At 52.5% G+C, this 18,763-nt stretch carries 17 protein-coding genes; 2 read left to right on the top strand and 15 right to left on the bottom strand.

From position 1 onward, the window contains the following. Nucleotides 1-4 precede the first annotated feature (4 nt). From ACX93W_RS08010 to ACX93W_RS08040, 7 genes are all read right to left on the bottom strand, one after another. Nucleotides 5-2,188 carry a RelA/SpoT family protein gene (locus ACX93W_RS08010; RefSeq protein WP_459391769.1) on the bottom strand — a complete coding sequence of 728 codons (2,184 nt, stop codon included), beginning with the start codon at nucleotides 2,186-2,188 and terminating at the stop codon, nucleotides 5-7. A 177-nt stretch (nucleotides 2,189-2,365) separates the two neighbouring features. Beyond that, on the bottom strand, nucleotides 2,366-2,896 hold the full coding sequence (locus tag ACX93W_RS08015; protein ID WP_459391770.1) for an adenine phosphoribosyltransferase: 531 nt from the start codon (nucleotides 2,894-2,896) through the stop codon (nucleotides 2,366-2,368). A 52-nt stretch (nucleotides 2,897-2,948) separates the two neighbouring features. Further along, nucleotides 2,949-4,967, bottom strand: coding sequence for a single-stranded-DNA-specific exonuclease RecJ (gene recJ / locus ACX93W_RS08020; protein WP_459391771.1), 2,019 nt, complete (start codon nucleotides 4,965-4,967; stop codon nucleotides 2,949-2,951). A 33-nt stretch (nucleotides 4,968-5,000) separates the two neighbouring features. Then, a complete protein-coding gene (locus ACX93W_RS08025) occupies nucleotides 5,001-5,420 on the bottom strand; it encodes a cation transporter dimerization domain-containing protein (protein ID WP_459391772.1) in 420 nt (139 codons plus the stop codon). 21 nt (nucleotides 5,421-5,441) lie between these two features. Then, entirely contained in the window at nucleotides 5,442-6,356 is a 915-nt protein-coding gene (gene secF / locus ACX93W_RS08030; protein ID WP_459391773.1) for a protein translocase subunit SecF, read from the bottom strand. Further along, nucleotides 6,346-7,587, bottom strand: a complete 1,242-nt coding sequence (gene secD / locus ACX93W_RS08035; protein WP_459391774.1) for a protein translocase subunit SecD — start codon at nucleotides 7,585-7,587, stop codon at nucleotides 6,346-6,348. The genes secF and secD overlap by 11 nt, the downstream gene beginning before the upstream one ends. Nucleotides 7,588-7,668: 81 nt before the next feature. Next, on the bottom strand, nucleotides 7,669-7,911 hold the full coding sequence (locus tag ACX93W_RS08040) for a post-transcriptional regulator (protein ID WP_459391775.1): 243 nt from the start codon (nucleotides 7,909-7,911) through the stop codon (nucleotides 7,669-7,671). Between the two features lie 165 nt (nucleotides 7,912-8,076). Here ACX93W_RS08040 and spoVB point away from each other — a divergent pair, with 165 nt between their 5' ends. Further along, nucleotides 8,077-9,666 (top strand): stage V sporulation protein B, encoded by a 1,590-nt coding sequence (spoVB, locus tag ACX93W_RS08045; RefSeq protein ID WP_459391776.1) that lies wholly within the window; start codon nucleotides 8,077-8,079, stop codon nucleotides 9,664-9,666. Between the two features lie 102 nt (nucleotides 9,667-9,768). Here the strand turns inward: spoVB and ACX93W_RS08050 are convergent, their stop codons facing one another. Continuing rightward, complete coding sequence (locus ACX93W_RS08050) at nucleotides 9,769-10,464, bottom strand: YetF domain-containing protein (protein WP_459392032.1); 696 nt, start codon at nucleotides 10,462-10,464, stop codon at nucleotides 9,769-9,771. A gap of 452 nt (nucleotides 10,465-10,916) precedes the next feature. Between ACX93W_RS08050 and ACX93W_RS08055 the strand changes: the two genes are divergently transcribed. Then, nucleotides 10,917-11,309, top strand: coding sequence for a TIGR04086 family membrane protein (locus tag ACX93W_RS08055; RefSeq protein WP_459391777.1), 393 nt, complete (start codon nucleotides 10,917-10,919; stop codon nucleotides 11,307-11,309). A gap of 145 nt (nucleotides 11,310-11,454) precedes the next feature. On the opposite strand, the gene yajC is transcribed toward ACX93W_RS08055, so the two are convergent. The 7 genes from yajC to ruvC all read right to left on the bottom strand — a co-directional run bounded on the left by yajC (nucleotide 11,455) and on the right by ruvC (nucleotide 18,514). Then, nucleotides 11,455-11,772 carry a preprotein translocase subunit YajC gene (gene yajC / locus ACX93W_RS08060; RefSeq protein WP_459391778.1) on the bottom strand — a complete coding sequence of 106 codons (318 nt, stop codon included), beginning with the start codon at nucleotides 11,770-11,772 and terminating at the stop codon, nucleotides 11,455-11,457. 14 nt (nucleotides 11,773-11,786) lie between these two features. Next, nucleotides 11,787-12,920 carry a tRNA guanosine(34) transglycosylase Tgt gene (gene tgt, locus ACX93W_RS08065; protein WP_459391779.1) on the bottom strand — a complete coding sequence of 378 codons (1,134 nt, stop codon included), beginning with the start codon at nucleotides 12,918-12,920 and terminating at the stop codon, nucleotides 11,787-11,789. A gap of 219 nt (nucleotides 12,921-13,139) precedes the next feature. Further along, entirely contained in the window at nucleotides 13,140-14,186 is a 1,047-nt protein-coding gene (gene queA, locus ACX93W_RS08070; RefSeq protein ID WP_459391780.1) for a tRNA preQ1(34) S-adenosylmethionine ribosyltransferase-isomerase QueA, read from the bottom strand. A gap of 16 nt (nucleotides 14,187-14,202) precedes the next feature. After that, on the bottom strand, nucleotides 14,203-16,320 hold the full coding sequence (locus tag ACX93W_RS08075) for a SpoIID/LytB domain-containing protein (RefSeq protein ID WP_459391781.1): 2,118 nt from the start codon (nucleotides 16,318-16,320) through the stop codon (nucleotides 14,203-14,205). A gap of 32 nt (nucleotides 16,321-16,352) precedes the next feature. Further along, on the bottom strand, nucleotides 16,353-17,357 hold the full coding sequence (ruvB, locus tag ACX93W_RS08080) for a Holliday junction branch migration DNA helicase RuvB (protein ID WP_459391782.1): 1,005 nt from the start codon (nucleotides 17,355-17,357) through the stop codon (nucleotides 16,353-16,355). A 24-nt stretch (nucleotides 17,358-17,381) separates the two neighbouring features. Further along, nucleotides 17,382-18,014, bottom strand: a complete 633-nt coding sequence (gene ruvA / locus ACX93W_RS08085; protein ID WP_459391783.1) for a Holliday junction branch migration protein RuvA — start codon at nucleotides 18,012-18,014, stop codon at nucleotides 17,382-17,384. Further along, nucleotides 18,011-18,514, bottom strand: a complete 504-nt coding sequence (gene ruvC, locus ACX93W_RS08090; RefSeq protein ID WP_459391784.1) for a crossover junction endodeoxyribonuclease RuvC — start codon at nucleotides 18,512-18,514, stop codon at nucleotides 18,011-18,013. Before ruvC ends, ruvA begins: the two co-directional genes overlap by 4 nt. Between the last annotated feature and the right edge of the window lie 249 nt (nucleotides 18,515-18,763).

Consider the following 18,763-nt stretch of genomic DNA (forward strand, 5'->3'; position numbering starts at 1 on the left):
TCCCTTATTGCATAATCCGTTGCACAGAGTAAATATCCTGCACCCGTTTTATTTTCTCCACGACCGATGACAGATGCTCAATATTGCGAATCAGCACCGTCATATGAATGAGCGCCATTTTGTTTTTCACGGATCGGCCCGTTACGGCGCTAATGTTGGTTTTGCTCTCGGACACCGCCTGCAGCACTTCATTCAGCAAGCCTCTGCGGTCATGTCCGGTAATTTCGATATCCACACTATAGTTGGCTTCCACCGATTCTTCCCATTCCACCTCGATGACGCGCTCCGCATCCTCTCCTTCCGCTCCAAACGGAATGTTGAGGCAATCCATACGATGCACGGAAACGCCGCGTCCGCGCGTTATATAGCCAACGATGGCATCGCCGGGAACGGGATTGCAGCAGCGGGAGAAACGAACCAGCAAATTATCGACGCCTTTGACGGTTACGCCATGGTTAGGCCGATTTTTTCTGCCAGAGGAGGAGGCTTTTAGCTCCTTCTTTTCGTTCGTCAGCTCGATCTGGCTGGCTTCCTCCTGCTCCTTCCGGAGCTTTTCCGTCAGCTTGGTGCAAATCTGTGCGGCCGTAATACCGCCAAAGCCGATGGCCGACATCATATCCTCAATGTCATGGAAAGCAAATTTGCCTGCGGCTTCCTGCAGCTTGTCGTCGGACATAAAGGCGGAAGCTTCAAGCCCGAGCCGCTTGAGCTCGCGTTCCAGCAAATCGCGGCCTTTCGCCACATTTTCCTCGCGCTTTTCCTTTTTGAACCATTGACGGATTTTGCTGCGGGCATGGGAGGATTTGGCTATTTTAATCCAGTCCTGGCTTGGGCCGTACGAATGCTTCGACGTTAAAATCTCAACGATATCGCCGGTTTTCAGCTTATGGTCCAACGGCACGATTCTGCCATTCACTTTGGCGCCAATCGTCCGGTTGCCGACTTCCGTATGAATCCGGTATGCAAAATCGAGCGGTACCGATCCCGCAGGCAGCTCGATAACCTCGCCGCTTGGCGTAAATACAAAAACAAGATCGGCAAAAAAGTCCATCTTGAGCGATTCCATAAATTCGGAGGCGTCGCGGGTTTCATTTTGCAACTCCAAAATTTCGCGGAACCACGACATTTTATCCTCGAAGTTGCCGTCCGGCACAACCATGCCTTCCTTATACGCCCAATGCGCCGCTATGCCGTATTCCGCCGTGCGATGCATATCCCAGGTACGGATTTGCACCTCGGTTGGTTCGCCCTTTGGACCAATTACGGTTGTATGCAGCGACTGATACATATTCGCCTTTGGCATGGCGATATAATCCTTGAAGCGGCCAGGCATCGGCTTCCAAAGCGTATGAATAATGCCAAGCGTAGCGTAACAATCCTTAATATTTTCAACCAAAATGCGGATCGCCAGCAGATCGTAAATTTCATTGAACTGCTTGTTGCGCTCCGTCATTTTTTTGTAAATGCTGTAAAGATGTTTGGGACGTCCGGAAATATCGCCTTCGATTCCCATCTCGTCCAGTTTTTCGCGGATTGCCCCGATTACATCATCGATAAACTGCTCCCGCTCCGCCCGCTTCTTCTTCATCAAATTGGCGATCCGGTAATACTGCTGCGGATTCAAATAACGAAGCGCGATGTCCTCCATCTCCCACTTGATAGCAGAGATGCCGAGACGATGCGCGATAGGGCAAAAAATCTCCAGCGTTTCATACGCGATTCTACGCTGCGATTCTTCCGACTGGTATTTTAGCGTTCGCATATTATGAAGACGGTCGGCAAGCTTGATCAGAATAACGCGAATGTCCTGCGCCATGGCAACGAACATTTTACGGTAGTTTTCGTTTTGCTGTTCTTCTTTGGACAGGAAGCGGATTTTTTCCAGCTTCGTAAGCCCGTCAACCAGCATTGCGCATGTTTCGCCAAACTTTGCGCGCACTGTCTCCAGATCGACCGTAGTATCCTCAACGACATCATGAAGCAGAGCTGCGATAATGGACAGCACATCCATGCCCATGTCCACCAAAATATCCGCAACCGTGACCGGATGCAGAATATACGGCTCTCCCGATTTCCGCACTTGTCCGTGATGGGCTTGCTCAGCGAAATCGTAGGCTTCCCTGATCCGAATGAGATCCTGCTCTTTCATATAAAGAGATGCCTTCTCAAGTAATTGCTCAATGCCCATGGTACGTCCCTTTCCAATCTTTTCTGTCTGCAACCGAGTTTTCTAATATTATGCCTTTAATAACGCCGTCGCGTCAACTTTAATCCTTCACAATATGAGAAAACCTCTACCGAAGCCACTCAAAATGAAGCGGCTCGTCTAGAGGTCTGTTGTGGTCAAAAGAGGCGTTACGCCCCCTTATTCATAAGTCATGATGGAAAATACGTCGACGCCGTCCAGCTTCTCGCGGCCATTCAGATACAACAGCTCGATTAGGAAGGATGCGCCTACAACCTCGCCGCCCAGTTGTTTGACCAGATTGATGGAGCTGGCGATAGTGCCTCCCGTTGCCAGTAGATCATCTGCGATAAGCACTCGTTGACCCGGCTGGATCGCATCCTTGTGCATGGCCAACACGTCTTTGCCGTATTCCAGGTCGTAACTCGCCGTGATGGTTTCTCCGGGCAGCTTGCCGCTTTTGCGAATAGGCGCAAAACCGACGCCCAGTTCCAATGCCAGCGGAGCGCCAACAACAAATCCGCGCGCTTCCGGTCCTGCCACGATGTCAATGTTCAGGTGCTTGACCGCATCGCGCATTTCGGCAATGACGGCACGGTAGGCAGCTCCATCCTTAAGCAGGGTGGTGATGTCCTTGAAACGAATGCCGGGCTGCGGGAAATCCGGAATAACGCGAATAAAATCCTTGAAGTTATATGTTTGATTTGACATTGTAGTCAACCCTTCCTTAAAGAAGCTATAGATTTTATGGATGTATTTTCTTCTATACAGGGGCGGCTTTGCCGCTAAAGTGTTCCCAAACGCTCTGATACCGGGCGGAAGTGGATAACTCCCTTTTGCGCGGAGAATTCGACATGGTAAACATGCCGTCCGCCACACTCAAAAAGTTCAGCTCTTGAAAAACTTCCAGCATAAACTGCACCGCCGCAAGGCTTAATCCCGATTCGGCCGCAAGCCGTTCAGGCAAACCGCGGAGCTTCGCCCGGCCAATTGCATGAAGCCGCTTGTATACGGCACCGAACTCTTCCCGGGAAGGGAACTTCTCCGGCAATTCTTCTTCCATGTGCATGTCATGAAGCTGCAGCTGCGGCTTGCGGAATCCATTCCATTCGTTAATGGACAACTCGCCCAGCATATCCAAGCGGCAGCCATAGGGAAGCTTAGCAGCGGCTTCGCCCCTGCCAAATGCAATAACATCAAGCAGCCGGTTGCCCTTGCCCACCGCCAGCTTCAAATGTTTGCTTTCTTTGCCGATAGCCCGTTTATCCGCGACTTCCGCATTGCGGAACAGAAGACGTGGAGAAGGATTGGCAATGCCAAACGGCTCCAGCAGCGCCAACTGAGAAATCGTCGCTAATGTCGCTTCCTCCAGTTCGCATTCCAGATCCACTTGAGATTTGGGTATCCATTGCTCCTGGCTTACCCAAGCTTTTGCAAGTGCGGACATGCTCCCCTCAAACTCCTCCAGCCGGTCGCGGTGCAGACTCATACCTGCAGCTGCCTGATGCCCGCCGTAGTGATCCAGCAGTTCACAACATTCCGTGAGCGCTGCATGCAGATCAAAACCTTCAATCGATCTGGCGGACCCTTTGCACATGCCGGTTTGGGTATCTATGCCCAGAACAACAACCGGTTTGTAATGACGCTCCAGCAGCTTGGAAGCAACAATTCCGATCACTCCGACATTCCAGCCTTCGCCGGCAAGCATAATAACGGACGGTTCTTCCTCGTCAGCCTCGCGCGCGGCTTCCAGACGCGCAGCCCATTTGGCTTCCGCTTCCTTGACGGTTTCTTCCACAATGCGCTGTCGCTCCTTGTTCAAAGCGTCAAGGCCGATTGCGGCCAAAATGGCGGTATCGTAATCGTCGGAAACAAGCAGCTCCACCGCTCTTTTGGCATGATCCAACCGTCCTGCCGCATTAATCCGTGGCGCCATGCCAAAGGCAATTCCGGTGGAGGTTAACGTCGGAAGCTCGATGCCGGCAGCTTCCGCCAGCGCTTTGAACCCGATAGACGGCTCCTCTTTCATTCTCTGCAGGCCGTATCGCACGAAAACGCGGTTTTCATCCAGCAGCGGCATTAAATCCGCTATGGTCCCAAGGCTGACGATATCGCATAGCTCCAGCGGAGGCCTGCCCATCAGCGCAGTTGCCAGCTTAAAGGCGACGCCAACTCCGGCAAGCCCCTTAAAGGGATAGCTGCAATGCTTTTGCTTGGGATTCACGACAGCGCAAGCATCCGGCAAACGTTCGGGAGGCTCGTGATGATCCGTCACCACAACGTCCAGCCCACAGGACTTAGCGTATTCCACTTCCTCGTAAGCGCTAATCCCGGTATCAACCGTAACCAGCAGCTTTACGCCTTCCTCTGCCGCCAGCTTGATCGCCTTTTCATTCAAGCCATAACCTTCCAGCGAACGGTGTGGAATATAATAATCATACTGATAGTTCAATTGCTGGAACACACGGCAAAGCAGCGAGGTGCTGGATACGCCGTCTGCGTCATAGTCGCCGTAGATGCGTATCTTCTCTCCCGCTGCTCCTGCGGCGGAAATGCGCTCCACCGCTTCCTTCATACCTGAAAGCAAATAGGGATCATGCAGCAGAGAAGCGTCTCCATTCAGAAACGCTTCCGCCGCTTTGACATCCCTGTAGCCCCTTTGCAGCAGCAAACGGGCAACCAAAGGCGGGAGCGAAAGCTCCCGCGACAACTCGCCCGCCAGGTGGTCATCGTTATCGCTCCAAGGCGCGACAGCCCAGCGGGTTTTTCTGTTAATCACCATGACGCCCCCTTCCGCGGCAAAATCTGCCTGTCGTTATTGAAGCAGAGTCGGCATCTGCTCCTGATTGGGATCATGATTGGATTTGTAAGGATAACCGGGATCATAAGGCTCAACGTAAATCAAAACCTCGGACAAATGGAGAAAGCGATGCATGAGCAGCAGCTTGACCCGTTTGGCGATTTCCTGCCCCTCCAGCACCGTAATCCGGGGATTGACGCTAATGACGATTTCGGCAACGACATAATGCCCTTGCTCCTTTGCCTTGAGCGACTGAACCGTTACGACGCCTTCGACACGCTGGACAAGCTGCATAAGCTCTTCGGCAGGCTCCTCCTGTCCTTCCGCTTCCTTCCGGCCTCTTCCCACACTCCGAAACAAAATATCAAGCACGCCTTCCCATATACCTTTCCTACTCGCGGGACGACTGTTTGCATCTCGCTTTCCGATTGACATAGTTACCTCCTGTGCTTGAGATCAAGGCGCCGTTGTTTTGGCTGCCTTCGGTTTAATCTTTTGCTTGCGTTTAAATACGAACCACAGCGGACCAGCGATGGCTACCGTGGAATAAGCGCCGCTCACCAAGCCAATAAGAAGCGCCAGCGAAAATAGCTTGATCGACGGGCTGCCCCAGAAGAAAATACATACGGTAATCAGGACAACCGTCAATACCGTGTACAAGTTGCGCGCCATCGTTTGCCAGATACTTGCGTTAACAAGCTCCGCCAGCTGGTTTTCGTTTTTGATCGTCGAAAATCTCAGATTCTCGCGAACACGGTCAAAAATAACGATTTTGTCATTGATGGAGTAACCCAATACCGTCAATACCGCGGCAATAAACGGCAGATCAACCTCCAGCCTGAAGATCGAGAACATTGCAATGACAAAAAAGCTGTCATACAGAATGGATATATTGGCAGCTAGGGCAAAACGCCATTCAAAGCGAATCATTACATAAAGCATGATGCCAAAGCTTGCGATCAGAATCGCCCAAATCGTTTTAATTCCAAGCTCTTGAGCCATTTCAGGCGAAACAACGTGAACTTCGGCGGAGATTTCCCCGAATTTGGCGGTCAGAGCATCCTGAACCTTTTTGGTGTCGCTCTGCTCCAATACGTTATCGAAGCGGATTGTGATCCGGTTATTGTCTCCGCCAACCGTTGCTTGCGCATGGGGAAAGCCAGCGTCATTCAATACGCCGTCCACTTCCGCTTTTGTGAGGGAGTTTTCGGTAGCGACATCCATATTGGTGCCCGCTTTAAAGTCTACGCCCAGATTCAGCTGAAAAATGAAAAGCGACAAAATGCCGATTATCGTTACTGCCAGCGAGGAATAAAAGAACTTCCCTCTGTTTTTAATAAAATCATAACGGATATTCGTCTCAAAGCGCACGAACGTCACTCTCCTTTACGCCAAAATATCCCGGCTTGAGCAGCTTGTTGTTGCGTACAAGGAGGGTCAGCAAAGCGCGCGCCAGATAGATATTGGTCAAGATACTGACGAGCGTACTGAAAATCAGGGTTAAAGCAAACCCTTTGATCGCGCCGTCGCCGATAAAATAAAGCACGGCGCTGGCGATGATGCTGGTAAGGTTGGCGTCCATAATCGTACGGAAAGAGTTTTTGGAGCCCGTTTTAAGCGACGAAAACATGCTTTTGCCGCTGCGGATTTCCTCTTTGATCCTCTCCGCCGTAATAATATTGGCGTCCACCGCCATCCCGACGCCTAGTACAAAGGCCGCGATGCCCGGGAGCGTCAAGGTTGTGTTCAGCAATTCCATGACCAGCAGGAGCAGCCATGCGTAGGAAATAATCGTTACCGCCGCCACGACGCCCGGCAGACGGTAGATGACTACCATAAACACCAGAACGAGCAGAGAGCCGATAACGCCCGCCGTAACGGTGTCCTTCAGCGATTCCATGCCCAGCTTGGCGCCAACGCTTTGCGCGTACTTTTCGGTCAGCTTAAGCGGCAGCGCGCCCATGTTGATCAGATCGCGCAGTTCCCGAGCTTCTTGCATCGTGCCATTTTGCCCCAATGTAATGGTGGCGCTTTTGCTTGCAATTACCTGCGAAATCTGGGGAGCGGAAATCTCTTCCTCGTCCAGATAAATGGCCAGGTATTGGCCCAGCAATTCCGTTGTTACCTGTTCAAACTTGCTTGCGTCCTTCAGCTCGATGGTAACCATCGGCTTATTCAGACTGTCATGTCCGATGCCTGCGCCGTTTTCCACAAAATCCCGTCCGTCAAGCTTTACCGTACCGTCTGGGGCGCGGAAGGTCAAATTGATCGGTTTGGCCAAAAGATCGCGCACTTCTTCTTCATTGGTAACGCCTGCCAGTCGCACGCGAATGCGGTTGGTACCCTCCGTTGTAATTTCCGGCTCCTCGATGCCGCTTGCGTCGATCCGCTTAAGCAAACTGTTAGCCGTCTGTTTAAGCGATTCTTGCGTCAAGGCCGTGGCATCGCCTTCGAAAGGTTCTGCTTCATACAGCACCTCAAAGCCGCCTTTCAAATCAAGCCCTAACTTCACATTTTTCACAAGCGCAGGGCTTGTCCAGGCTATTACGCCGAACAAAATAACCGCTACACCGAGGAAGGCAAATAGTCTCTTCCCGAACATATGTCTGTTCCCTCCTAAGTTCTCAATATTCCCATTATACAGATGCACTAAAAACGAGTCAAAAAGAAAGAACCGTCTTCGTCAGAATCCGGTTCCCTTCATCGCGTTTAGCGTCAAGGCGTTCATAAACTGCGTTGATTTCAGCGACAAAATATCGTTGACGATTCTATGCAGGGCGGGCTGGCCGGTTTTGGCGTAGCGGGCGCTTATGCAATCCCAAATGTCCTTGCCTACCACATGCTCGTATCCCAGAAGCCGGAATTCTTCCGCCTTGCTTCTGCACAGTTCCTCGATTACCGCGTTTAATTCCTCTTCCTCAGTCATGACGCACCTCCCGACATTTCATCCTCTATCTATTCGCTCTGCGCCTGCCATTCTCCTGCTGGCGGCTAGAAGGACAAAAATGGATGACATGGAAAGTCATCCGCCGCGCATAAAGTGATAGTACAAGTCTGCGACGGACCGGGACAAGGAGATGAGAAATCCGCCATGACAAAGCAATCGTTTATTAAAGGCGCTATGATCCTGCTGGCCGCCGGAATTATCAACCGGCTGCTTGGTTTTGCGCCGAGAATCGCGCTGCCAAGAATCATCGGCGCGGAAGGAGTCGGAATCTATCAGCTCTCCTATCCGTTTCTGATCGTGCTTCTGACTTTTATAACCGGAGGCATACCGCTCGCGGTGGCCAAATGGATCGCGGAAGCGGAGTCTCAGGGAGATAAACGCCGCGTTCAATCCATTTTCCGCACGGCAATGGGACTGGCTCTTACGCTGGCTGTTTTGCTGACAATCGGCATGCTGCTGTTTGCTCCGTTTATTATTCGCCATCTGATGCCGGATACCCGGGTATACTACACTTTCTTAATGATGTCGCCGCTGCTCCTAATTATTGGCGTCTCCTCTGTTTACCGGGGATATTTCCAGGGAAAACAAAATATGATTCCGAGCGCCGTGTCGCAAACCGTTGAAACGGTGGTGCGGATTATCGGGTCGATGGCGTTTGCCTGGGCGCTGCTTCCCAAAGGGCTGGAATGGGCTGCTGCCGGCGCCATGCTTGGCGTTGTGGCGGGAGAAATAGCCGCCCTTCTGGTGTTGTACTGGAAATATGTATCCGCCAAATCCCGGGAAGACCGGGACTCGGATGTTCCGGCCGGCTCCGGCGGCGAAAAGCTTGCGGGCCGCGCTTATTCTCCGTCCTTTGTGCTTCGCCGCCTTTTGAGGCTTTCCATTCCCGTAACGGGCAGCAAGCTGGTAGGATCGGTATCTTATCTGCTGGAGTCCATCTTTACGGCCAAAAGCCTAGCTATCGCGGGTATCGCAACGGGACTCGCCACCGCGCAATACGGAGCGCTTCAAGGAATGATTATTCCGCTGGTGCTTCTTCCCACTGCATTGACGTATTCTTTAGCCGTATCGCTTGTTCCTTCTCTGTCAGAGGCGGCGGCTCGAGGCGATCACGCTCTTATTCATAAACGGCTTCATCAGTCCATGCGGATTGCCCTTGTCTCCGGCGCGCCCTTTGTTGTTGTTATGGCGATTTTTGCGGAGCCGCTTTGCGAAATCATTTATGATCATGGCGAATACGCCCCAATGCTGCGGCTGCTCGCTCCCGTTGCGATATTCATCTATCTCCAGGCGCCGCTTCAGGCTGCGCTTCAGGCTCTGGACAAGCCGGGCGCAGCCTTGCTGAATACTTTTATCGGAGCCGTCGTTAAGCTGGTGCTCATTATTCAGTTAGCTTCAAAGCCGGAGCTTGGCATTAATGGGGCGCTTATCGCAATTAGTATTAACATTGTGCTCGTTACCTTGCTGCATGCCTACAGCGTGATGCGTTATATCGGCTTCAGGATGAGCTTTCCAGACTTCTTCAAAGTCGGAGCCGCCATGGTCATCATGGCAGCCGCCTCCCGCTGGCTCATGGGCGCAATGTCCCTTTCCGCAGAATGGATATCGCTAATCGCCGCCTCTTTAGCCGGGGTTGTTCTGTACCTGCTGCTTATGGTGCTTGTTGGCCTCATCGACAGGCATGATCTAACCCGGATTCCGTGGCTGGGGTCATTGTTTAGGCGTAAGACGTGATTGCAAACACCGCTTGCGGGCGTCTTTTATCATCTTTTTGCACAACGGAGTTTGCCTTCAAAGGCTGTGATAGATGCCCTTGAACGAGTTTCCAGACACGCCTTAGCCTCTTTTTTTACGGTGAATGTCGACAAAAAGCTTTCCTCTGTGATCAATTGTACACAGGAATACTTCCTTGAAATCATGAGCGCCTTGTTCCTGAACTGCATTTTTTAGCCAAAAGCGCGTTTTTTGTATCTTTTGCAAATTTTCGTCCTGCACCTTGCCATCCATAATGAGGGGAATGGGCAATATCTCATAGCGAAAACCGGGCGGAATGAGCTTGCTGCCGGATGTCCCTTCCTTACCTTCATCACCGTTTGCCTGGTCATTGCCGTCATCGCTCATATCGGAATCGGAGCCTTCATCCTGCGCCTTCGGTATGACGGAAAGCTTCCCGCTGGTTTCCAGAATGGCGAATTCGACATCGGCAATGGACGTGATTTTATTCTCCCTGAGCTGCAGCAGCAAGTCGTCCAGATTGTAGCGCTGCTTGCGCATAACATCGCGGTTGATCTTTCCCTTCTCCACAATAACGCTGGGCGTCCCGTCAAACAGCAGTCTTACTTTCCGGTTGTTCATGGACAACAAGGCCGTGCCAACCTGTATGACAAGCAAAACAAGCATAGGAACGATCCCGTCCCACATCGACCGATCTATATCTTCAATGACAATAACCGCGATTTCGGCAACCATGACCGAAATGATGAGGTCAAGCACGGACAGCTTGCCAATTTCCCTTTTGCCCATCATCCGCATGATCAGAAATACGACAAAATAGATGGCGACCGTCCGAATCAGCAGATTCCATGTCTCCAAAGCTCAGCGCCTCCTCCATCATCGCAGGTTGGCCCATCTGCATTGCCGGCTCAACCATGTAAGGCTATTCTCACCCCCCATTGCTTCCCTCATGCAGGACCAATAGCGCGAATTTCTGCCAGGACGTGTACTATTTGGACCTGCTATGCCATAAGTTGTACTACTAAGAGGTCGTTCAAAAAGTCCGCTTTCCTTTGCGGAATATGCCTAGCGGCATAACCGGCGTCGAATATGGAATTCAGCCGAAATTTCCGGTCCTCACGTAGCTGCCACTACGCTCCGGTCCTCAATTTCTAGCTTCATTCCATCTTCTTGGCACTGAAAACCGAACTTTTTGAACCTCATTTGATGAGGTCGTTCAAAAATGCTGTTTCAAGAATAGGAGGATGAACATGAGTTCCGTTAAATCCAATCCAAAGGCCCCCGTTATCGGTTATCCGCTGCTTGCGGGAATCGTATTTGCGTTGATCTGGCTTGCCGCCGGGGCTTTGACGCTTTCGCTGCTGCTGCATTTTACCTCAATGAGGGAAACCGAGCTTGGCTCCTATGCGCTTATTGTTCACGGCTTGTGTTCGCTTGCGGGCGGATTTGCTTCAGGAAAACGCTCGGAGAAAAAGGGCTGGTATAACGGGGGCATGCTGGGGCTGTTGTACGGTATTGTTGTCATCATCGTCAGTTTTCTTGCTGCAAACGGCGGATTTTCGTGGGATAGCCTGATTATGCTGGGAACGGCGCTGCTCACGGGGGCGCTCGGCGGAATGGTAGGGGTTAACCTTCGCCGTTGAAGGGCAGAACAAACAGAACAACTTTCTCAGTCAAAGTCTGCAAGTGGAGAAAAAACAGAAGCCTTCTTCGTTAATCGGCTTGCATACGCCTTAAAAGCGCATGTGCCGTTGCAGAGGAAGGCTTCCGTATGTATTTCTTGCGTTATTACTCAGTTGCCGCAGTTGGCGCGGAGCTTACAATCGTGTTGACTGCGCTGCGCTCAAACGTCATCTTGGTTGTGTCGTTTACGCGAATAACGACGGTATCGTCGGTCAGTTCAACGACAGTGCCATGCAGACCGCCAATTGTCGTAATTTTATCGCCTTTTTTGATTTGATTAAGCATGGAAGTACGCTGTTTTTGCTTCTTCTGCTGTGGACGAATTAGGAAGAAATAGAATACGGCGAACATAAGAAGAAACGGCCATATCATATTGAAGATGCCCACCGGCTCTCCTGCCCCAGCTGCTGTAAAGATTGTCATATCTTTCACCCCTTTCAAAAGCCTCTATCATTATTATGCAGTCCGTACGACTCGAAAAAGGAATCACGGAAATCAAGCAGCCGGTCTTCCATAATCGCTTGTCGCACATCCCGCATAAGTTGAAGCAAAAAGTGCAAATTATGATACGTAGTCAGTCTGATGCCGAACGTTTCATCCGCTTTCAGCAGATGGCGGATATAGGCTCTGGAGTAATTGGTGCATGTGTAGCATGTGCAATTGGGATCCAGCGGCCCAAAGTCTTCCGCAAACTTCGCGTTGCGAATAACAAGCCGGCCTTGGCTCGTCATGGTTGTCCCATTCCGCGCAATCCTTGTTGGCAGAACACAGTCAAACATGTCGACGCCGCGAATTGCGCCTTCAACCAGCGCATCCGGCGAACCAACGCCCATCAGGTAACGCGGTTTGGTTGTCGGAAGCTCCGGCAGCGTATAATCCAGCACCTCGTACATAAGATGCTTGGGCTCTCCTACGCTCAGTCCACCAATAGCATACCCCGGGAAATCCATGGAAGTCAAATCCTTTGCGCTCTGAATGCGCAGGTCGCGATGCATGCCCCCTTGAACAATTGCAAAAAGCGCTTGATCATGGGGTCTGCCGTGTGCTTTAAGGCAGCGTTCAGCCCATCGGCTGGTGCGTTCCGTCGATTGTTTGACGTATTGATACTCCGCAGGATAAGGCGGACATTCGTCAAAGGCCATCATAATATCGGAGCCCAGAGCGTTCTGAATTTCCATTGCCACCTCCGGCGAAAGAAAGAGCTTGTCGCCATTGAGATGGGAGCGGAAATGGACGCCTTCTTCTGTAATTTTGCGCATTTCGCTCAGGCTGAACACCTGAAAGCCGCCGCTGTCCGTCAGAATCGGTCGATCCCAGTTCATAAAGGAATGCAGGCCGCCTGCTTTTTTGACAATTTCGTGACCGGGACGAAGGAACAGATGATACGTATTGCTCAAAATAATATGGGCATCCATCGCCTTAAGCTCTTCCGGGCTCATTGTTTTAACCGTTGCCTGAGTGCCCACCGGCATAAAGGCGGGCGTCTCGATAACGCCATGAGGCGTATGCACGCGTCCCAGGCGCGCTCCCGACTGCTTGCATTGCTTGATCAGTTCATATTTAACTGCCACTTTTCACGCTTCCTATTCCTGAATTTTTTATAGGTGCTTACGGTCATCCATGACCATTAGAGCGATATTTCGATGAAATGACCATTTTTAAAGGTCATGTATGACCGTAACAGCTTAAGATCAATCCCAAAACGCGATTTTTAACCGTCTAAAGGTCAGTCGTGACCGTTAGCCAATGCGAATGTGGCCATTTAGGGCTCTAATGGTCAACAATGGCCGTTAATAAATAAACATCGCGTCGCCGAAGCTGAAGAAACGGTATTGCCTTTGGATCGCTTCGTTATAGGCCTTCATGACGGCATCCCGACCAGCCAAGGCGCTGACCAGCATAACCAGCGTCGACTTCGGCAAATGAAAATTGGTTACCAGCGCGTTTACCAGCTTAAAGGTATAACCCGGATATATAAAGATAGAAGTCCAGCCGCTGCAGGCCGCAAGAGGCGTGTCCGGAAATTTGGAGGCAACTGTCTCCAACGTACGAGCAGAAGTGGTCCCTACAGCAACGATCCTCCGTCCTTCCCGTCTTGCCGACTCAAGAATAGCGGCGTTTTCTTCGTCCAGCTCATAATATTCCGCATGCATCTCATGCTCCTCCACCGTTTCGGCGGACATCGGACGGAATGTTCCCAATCCCACATGTAGCGTCACGTAAGCCAATTGAATCCCGCGGTTTTGCAGCCCCTCCAGAAATTGCTCCGTAAAATGAAGTCCGGCTGTTGGCGCCGCCGCCGAGCCTTCATGGCGAGAATAAACCGTCTGATAACGCTCCCGCTCCGCCAACGTTTCTTTAATATAGGGAGGCAGGGGCATTTCGCCCAATCTGTCCAGAAGCTCCTGGAAAATGCCCTCGTACCGGAATTCAATTTCCCGGCTGCCCATATCGCCTTCCGCCACGATTTCGGCTTTCATCAGCGGTTTGCCGCTTCCGTCATCTCCAAAATGAATAACCGTTCCCGTTTTCAGCCGCTTCGCCGGTTTGGCCAGCGCTTCCCATCGGTCGCCTTGGAGCCTTTTAAGGAGCAGAAGCTCCACTTTTGCGCCGGTATCGCCCTTTACGCCTAACAAACGAGCCGGAATTACTCTCGTATTGTTCAGCACCAGCACGTCACCCGCATGCAGCTGCTCCGCCAAATCCAGAAAACCGCCATGCGCGATTTCCCCCGTTGTCCGATTTAGAGACAACAAGCGGGAGGAAGTACGGTCGGCAAGAGGCGTCTGAGCAATCAGCTCCTCCGGCAATTCAAAATCAAACCAATCCACATTCATCGTAGAGTATCATTCCTTATTCCTTAGCAATCGTTATGCCTTTATAGTAGTATTGCAAAATATATTGATAGTCATACCCTTGCTGAGCGAGGCCGTAAGCCCCGAACTGCGACATGCCTACGCCGTGGCCGAAGCCCTGTCCGGAAAAAGCAAAACCGGGAGCCGTTGTTGCGGCGCGGACATTGCCTTTGCCGTCACCGGCATAAACATATTCTCCGTTATAGGCCGTTGCCCTGCCATCGCTTCCCATTACATAAAGCGGCGCGCCGCCTGTGCGCGTTGAGGTTTGTCCCCCCGCTCCCAAAACAGTCATTTTGCCGGTTTCCTCCACTTCGAACTTGGTGCTAGGCAGAGAACCGCCCACTCCAAGCACGGAACGAAGTCCGTCCGGCGAGCTCACGGCAACGGGTTTGCCGTTTACGGTAATTTCCGTCGCTCTTCCTGAAGGACCGCGCTTGCTCACGATAATAGACGTGACGGGCGAATTAACCTTGTCGCTGACCCGTGCATTGATGGCCGTGGCCATTTCTTCTCCGGTAAAGGGGCCTCGCTCCCAATTCATCGGATTGGATTCAATAACCACATCAACCTCCACCACATTTTGGCCTTTTCCAATCTGGGCAACGACGGGAACAGCTTCCTGAATGATGGGATGCCTCCGCACATTAATTCCGTCGGATGTTGTCTCCAGGATGCGGGCTCCAGCCTCGTTTTTCCGCCCCGTATCCTTCACCAGGTCCCCGCGAATATATCCGATTGCGCCATTCTCCAGCACAACACGATGCCAATTGAGCAAGGCAGCTTCGGATAGTTGATCGGGACTGCTCGCCGGCTGCAAATAAGGCACTGAATTGTTCCAGGCTTCGGTTGCGTCCGCCGTCATTCCTCCGCCGCTGGAGGAATAGATGGCTTCGATCACTTTGCCGTTGTACAGAGCGACTTCGCCTGTTGTAGCGTCCACCGCAGCCGTTGAGGACGGCTGCTCTACGGACGTTCCGTAATAAGCTTGGCTTAATGTAGTGTCTACTACATGCGCAATCTGAAAGCCCAAACCTTTGTTCAGCGCGTAGGAACGCGCTGCCACCGCCTGCGCCTTCAGCGCTTCGGCTGGCCAGGACGGGTACATCTCGACTGCAACAACGGAATACAGATATTGCTCGAAGGGCAGTTCGTTAACGACGGCTAACTTGCCGTTTACGGCGCTTAGCTCAAAGGCGCCGCGATACGTGCGGGCGCTTCGCTCCGCAAGCTTGATCGGCTGCGATCCGGCCGGCGCAATCCATACCTTCATATCTCCGGAAGGGAACAGATACAGCTCATGAACGCCAGCCGCCGTTTGGCTTGCGGAATGGTCGCTACGGAGCAGCAAATGCGATGAATTCGCCGCAACTGCCTTTAAGGCCGCGCCGCCCGGCGCTTTTGCCGCTGCCGTTTGTATCGTTTTCAACGCATCAGCGGACACCGCCGCGCCTACCATGACGGAATATGATGCTCCGCCATTGCTTTCCCGCACCGCTACCCAGGCATCCAGCCCGGCAGAACCAAAGCCGGCTGCTGCGGATTGCGCGGCGGCCTTATTGGCGAAAGCCGGCGTTTCGAGATGAAATGGGCCTGACAGTTCTCCCTTATAACCACCCGTCAGCGGAGCCAGTCTGGCGTCCGCGCTCCAGCGAGCCAACCCCGCCTGGGCCTCGGCAGCCGTTTTGTACGCGCCCTCCAGCACCTGGTATTGGGTTGCTCCCCCTTTGGACAGGGAGGTCAGATAAGCCGTTCGGCTTGCCGACATCAAATACTTGTAGAGGGACAACGCGTTTGAAAAATTATTGGTTTCCAAGACTTTGACCTTGAAGTCATCCAGCGCCAGGCTGGCGTTAGCGGATGCCGACACCGTCAGCCAAGGGACGGAAGCGCCTTTTTCGGCTGCTGCTCCAATTGTCATGCCGCCAGCAGAAGAAAAAGTCGCCTCCGGCGTTGTGGAATCGTATTTTCCCGGCAGCTGCAAAAACATCGCTACACGGATATTATCATAAGTCGGAACCGCCGCCCTTGCGGGAGCCGCTGCCATAACGGTCGTAAAAAGCAGCAGGATGGCGCTTGCCAGAAGCAGTCTTTTTACCGTATAAGTTCGGGTCACTATTGTACTCCTTTCGTATGCCGAATTCTGTTTTACCCCCGTCCGGGTATGGGATAACCCAAATGGCGATAGGCATTATCCGTCGGGATGCGTCCTCTCGGCGTCCGTTGAAGAAAGCCGATTTGCATCAGATACGGCTCGTAGACATCCTCGATCGTCTGGCTCTCCTCGCCGATGGAAGCCGCGATTGTATCCAGTCCGACAGGACGCCCCGCAAAGGTGGTCATCATCGCTTGCAGCATTTTGACGTCGATGTGGTCCAGTCCCATTGGATCAACCTGCAGCAGCTCCAGCGCTGAACGCGCAATGGAATGGGTGATAATGCCATCCCCTCGAACCTGGGCAAAATCGCGAACCCGTTTAAGCAGTCTGTTGGCGATTCGCGGCGTGCCTCTGGAACGCATGGCAATCTCCACGGACGCTTCGCCCGCAATTTCAACATTAAAAATTTCCGCTGCTCTGCTTACAATAAAAGCTAATTCGTCAATGTTGTAAAACTCCAGCCGGCTTACAACCCCGAAACGGTCCCGAAGCGGAGCCGACAGCAAGCCTGCTCTCGTCGTTGCCCCGATCAAGGTGAACGGAGGCAAATCCAGGCGGACCGAACGGGCGCTAGGACCTTTGCCGATCATAATATCCAGCGCAAAGTCCTCCATGGCGGGATAAAGGACCTCCTCCACGGAGCGGTGGAGACGATGAATTTCATCGATAAACAAGACGTCGCCTTGCTGCAAATTGGTCAGAAGCGCCGCCAAATCGCCAGGTCTCTCGATCGCCGGCCCCGAGGTCGTACGAAGATTAACGCCTAGCTCATTAGCAATGATATTGGACAATGTTGTTTTGCCCAGACCCGGCGGCCCGTACAGCAATACGTGATCCAGCGCTTCTTTGCGCTGCTTGGCCGCTTCGATATAGATTTTGAGATTTTCCTTTGCTTTGCTCTGGCCGATATATTCCGCCAGGTAGCGCGGCCGGAGACTAAGCTCCACCGCTTGTTCTTCCATCATCAGGTTGGCGGAAATGATTCGCTCATCCATTAAAGGCCACCCTCCCTTCCGTCATTACCCTTTAAACAATTGCTGCAGTGCGCGCTTCATCAGACTGTCTACCGTTTCATCAGGCGTGGCGCTTTCCTTAAGGCCGCTCCATGCTTTATCAAGCTCCGCTGCAGTATAGCCAAGCGAGGCAAGCGCCTCGCGCGCTTCCTCCCATGCCGTGCCCGCTCCTTCTCCGCCTGCTTCTCCCGCTCCGGCAGCATCGGTCAGCGATGCGGCGGTTAAGCCGAACGCATCCGCGGCAAGCCCCAGCTTATCCTTCAAATCAAGCACCATACGCTGCGCCGTTTTTTTGCCGATGCCGGGCAGCTTGGTCAAAAACGCCAGGTTTTCCGTCTGGATAGCAGCCGCAATCGCCTCCGGCTTGCCTGCTGACAATATCCCGAGCGCTACGCGTGGACCAATTCCCGATACATCCAGCAGCTTGCGGAACAACGTCTGCTGCTCCCTCGACTCAAATCCGAAAAGCAGGATGGCATCCTCTCTCACATGGTGGTGAATGTAGATAGTGACCGGTCCCTCCTTGCCCGCGAAGGCGTAGGGGCTGGGCATAAACACCCGATAGCCGACATCCCGAACGTTCAACACCAAATATTCTCCTTCGATATGTACAACCGGCCCGGTAAGAAAATCGATCATATGCGGGTCACCTCATTGATTTTATTGGTCAAACCGGCGGAATGGGCATGACAAATCGCCACCGCAAGCGCATCAGCAACGTCGTCCGGCTTCGGGATCGCCGACAGCTTGAGAAACATTTTGACCATTTCCTGCACCTGCCGCTTCTCCGCCTTGCCGTACCCCACAACAGCTTGCTTGACCTGCAGCGGAGTATATTCCGCCACGTGAAGCCCCCGTTGGGCCGCCGCCAAAATAATGACGCCTCTGGCTTGTCCCACGGCAAACGCGGTCGTTACGTTACGGTTGAAAAATAGTTTCTCAACCGCCACGGAATCCGGTTTGTAGCGGTCCATAAGCGCGCAGGCGGATTCGTATATCTGCTGAAGCCGCTGCTCCGGCGGCGTCTTCGCCTCGGTTTGAATAGCGCCGTATTGAACCGGCGTTAATTTGTGTCCTGCCTTGTCAATAAATCCAAAACCCGCAATCGCAATACCGGGATCGATACCCAAAACGCGCACAATTCCAACTCCCGTCTTGGCTTCGGGCTTGTCCGGCGGCTTTTTGCCAACAATGCCGCCTCCCCGGAAGCCTTCGGCTTTAATGCCTATCCTCCATTATAGCAAAAATTGCCCCAAATGAGAACGAACGTTTGTCCTGATTTATGGCGCAGCAAAAAACCGCCCGGCCGGGACTGCTCTCCAGTGCCGCCTTGCGGCCAACAATCAGGGAGCAATTCAGCGCGGGCGGCCACATTGAGGCGGCGTATC

This window comes from Paenibacillus sp. CAU 1782, assembly GCF_054551715.1.

Bases quoted from the DNA above. Each gene is read 5' to 3' on its own strand.
- ACX93W_RS08010 (WP_459391769.1), bottom strand. From the start codon at position 2,188: ATGGGCATTGAGCAATTACTTGAGAAGGCATCTCTTTATATGAAAGAG.
- ACX93W_RS08015 (WP_459391770.1), bottom strand. From the start codon at position 2,896: ATGTCAAATCAAACATATAACTTCAAGGATTTTATTCGCGTTATTCCG.
- recJ (WP_459391771.1), bottom strand. From the start codon at position 4,967: ATGGTGATTAACAGAAAAACCCGCTGGGCTGTCGCGCCTTGGAGCGAT.
- ACX93W_RS08025 (WP_459391772.1), bottom strand. From the start codon at position 5,420: ATGTCAATCGGAAAGCGAGATGCAAACAGTCGTCCCGCGAGTAGGAAA.
- secD (WP_459391774.1), bottom strand. From the start codon at position 7,587: ATGTTCGGGAAGAGACTATTTGCCTTCCTCGGTGTAGCGGTTATTTTG.
- ACX93W_RS08040 (WP_459391775.1), bottom strand. From the start codon at position 7,911: ATGACTGAGGAAGAGGAATTAAACGCGGTAATCGAGGAACTGTGCAGA.
- spoVB (WP_459391776.1), top strand. From the start codon at position 8,077: ATGACAAAGCAATCGTTTATTAAAGGCGCTATGATCCTGCTGGCCGCC.
- ACX93W_RS08050 (WP_459392032.1), bottom strand. From the start codon at position 10,464: ATGCGGATGATGGGCAAAAGGGAAATTGGCAAGCTGTCCGTGCTTGAC.
- ACX93W_RS08055 (WP_459391777.1), top strand. From the start codon at position 10,917: ATGAGTTCCGTTAAATCCAATCCAAAGGCCCCCGTTATCGGTTATCCG.
- yajC (WP_459391778.1), bottom strand. From the start codon at position 11,772: ATGACAATCTTTACAGCAGCTGGGGCAGGAGAGCCGGTGGGCATCTTC.
- queA (WP_459391780.1), bottom strand. From the start codon at position 14,186: ATGAATGTGGATTGGTTTGATTTTGAATTGCCGGAGGAGCTGATTGCT.
- ruvB (WP_459391782.1), bottom strand. From the start codon at position 17,357: ATGGATGAGCGAATCATTTCCGCCAACCTGATGATGGAAGAACAAGCG.
- ruvA (WP_459391783.1), bottom strand. From the start codon at position 18,014: ATGATCGATTTTCTTACCGGGCCGGTTGTACATATCGAAGGAGAATAT.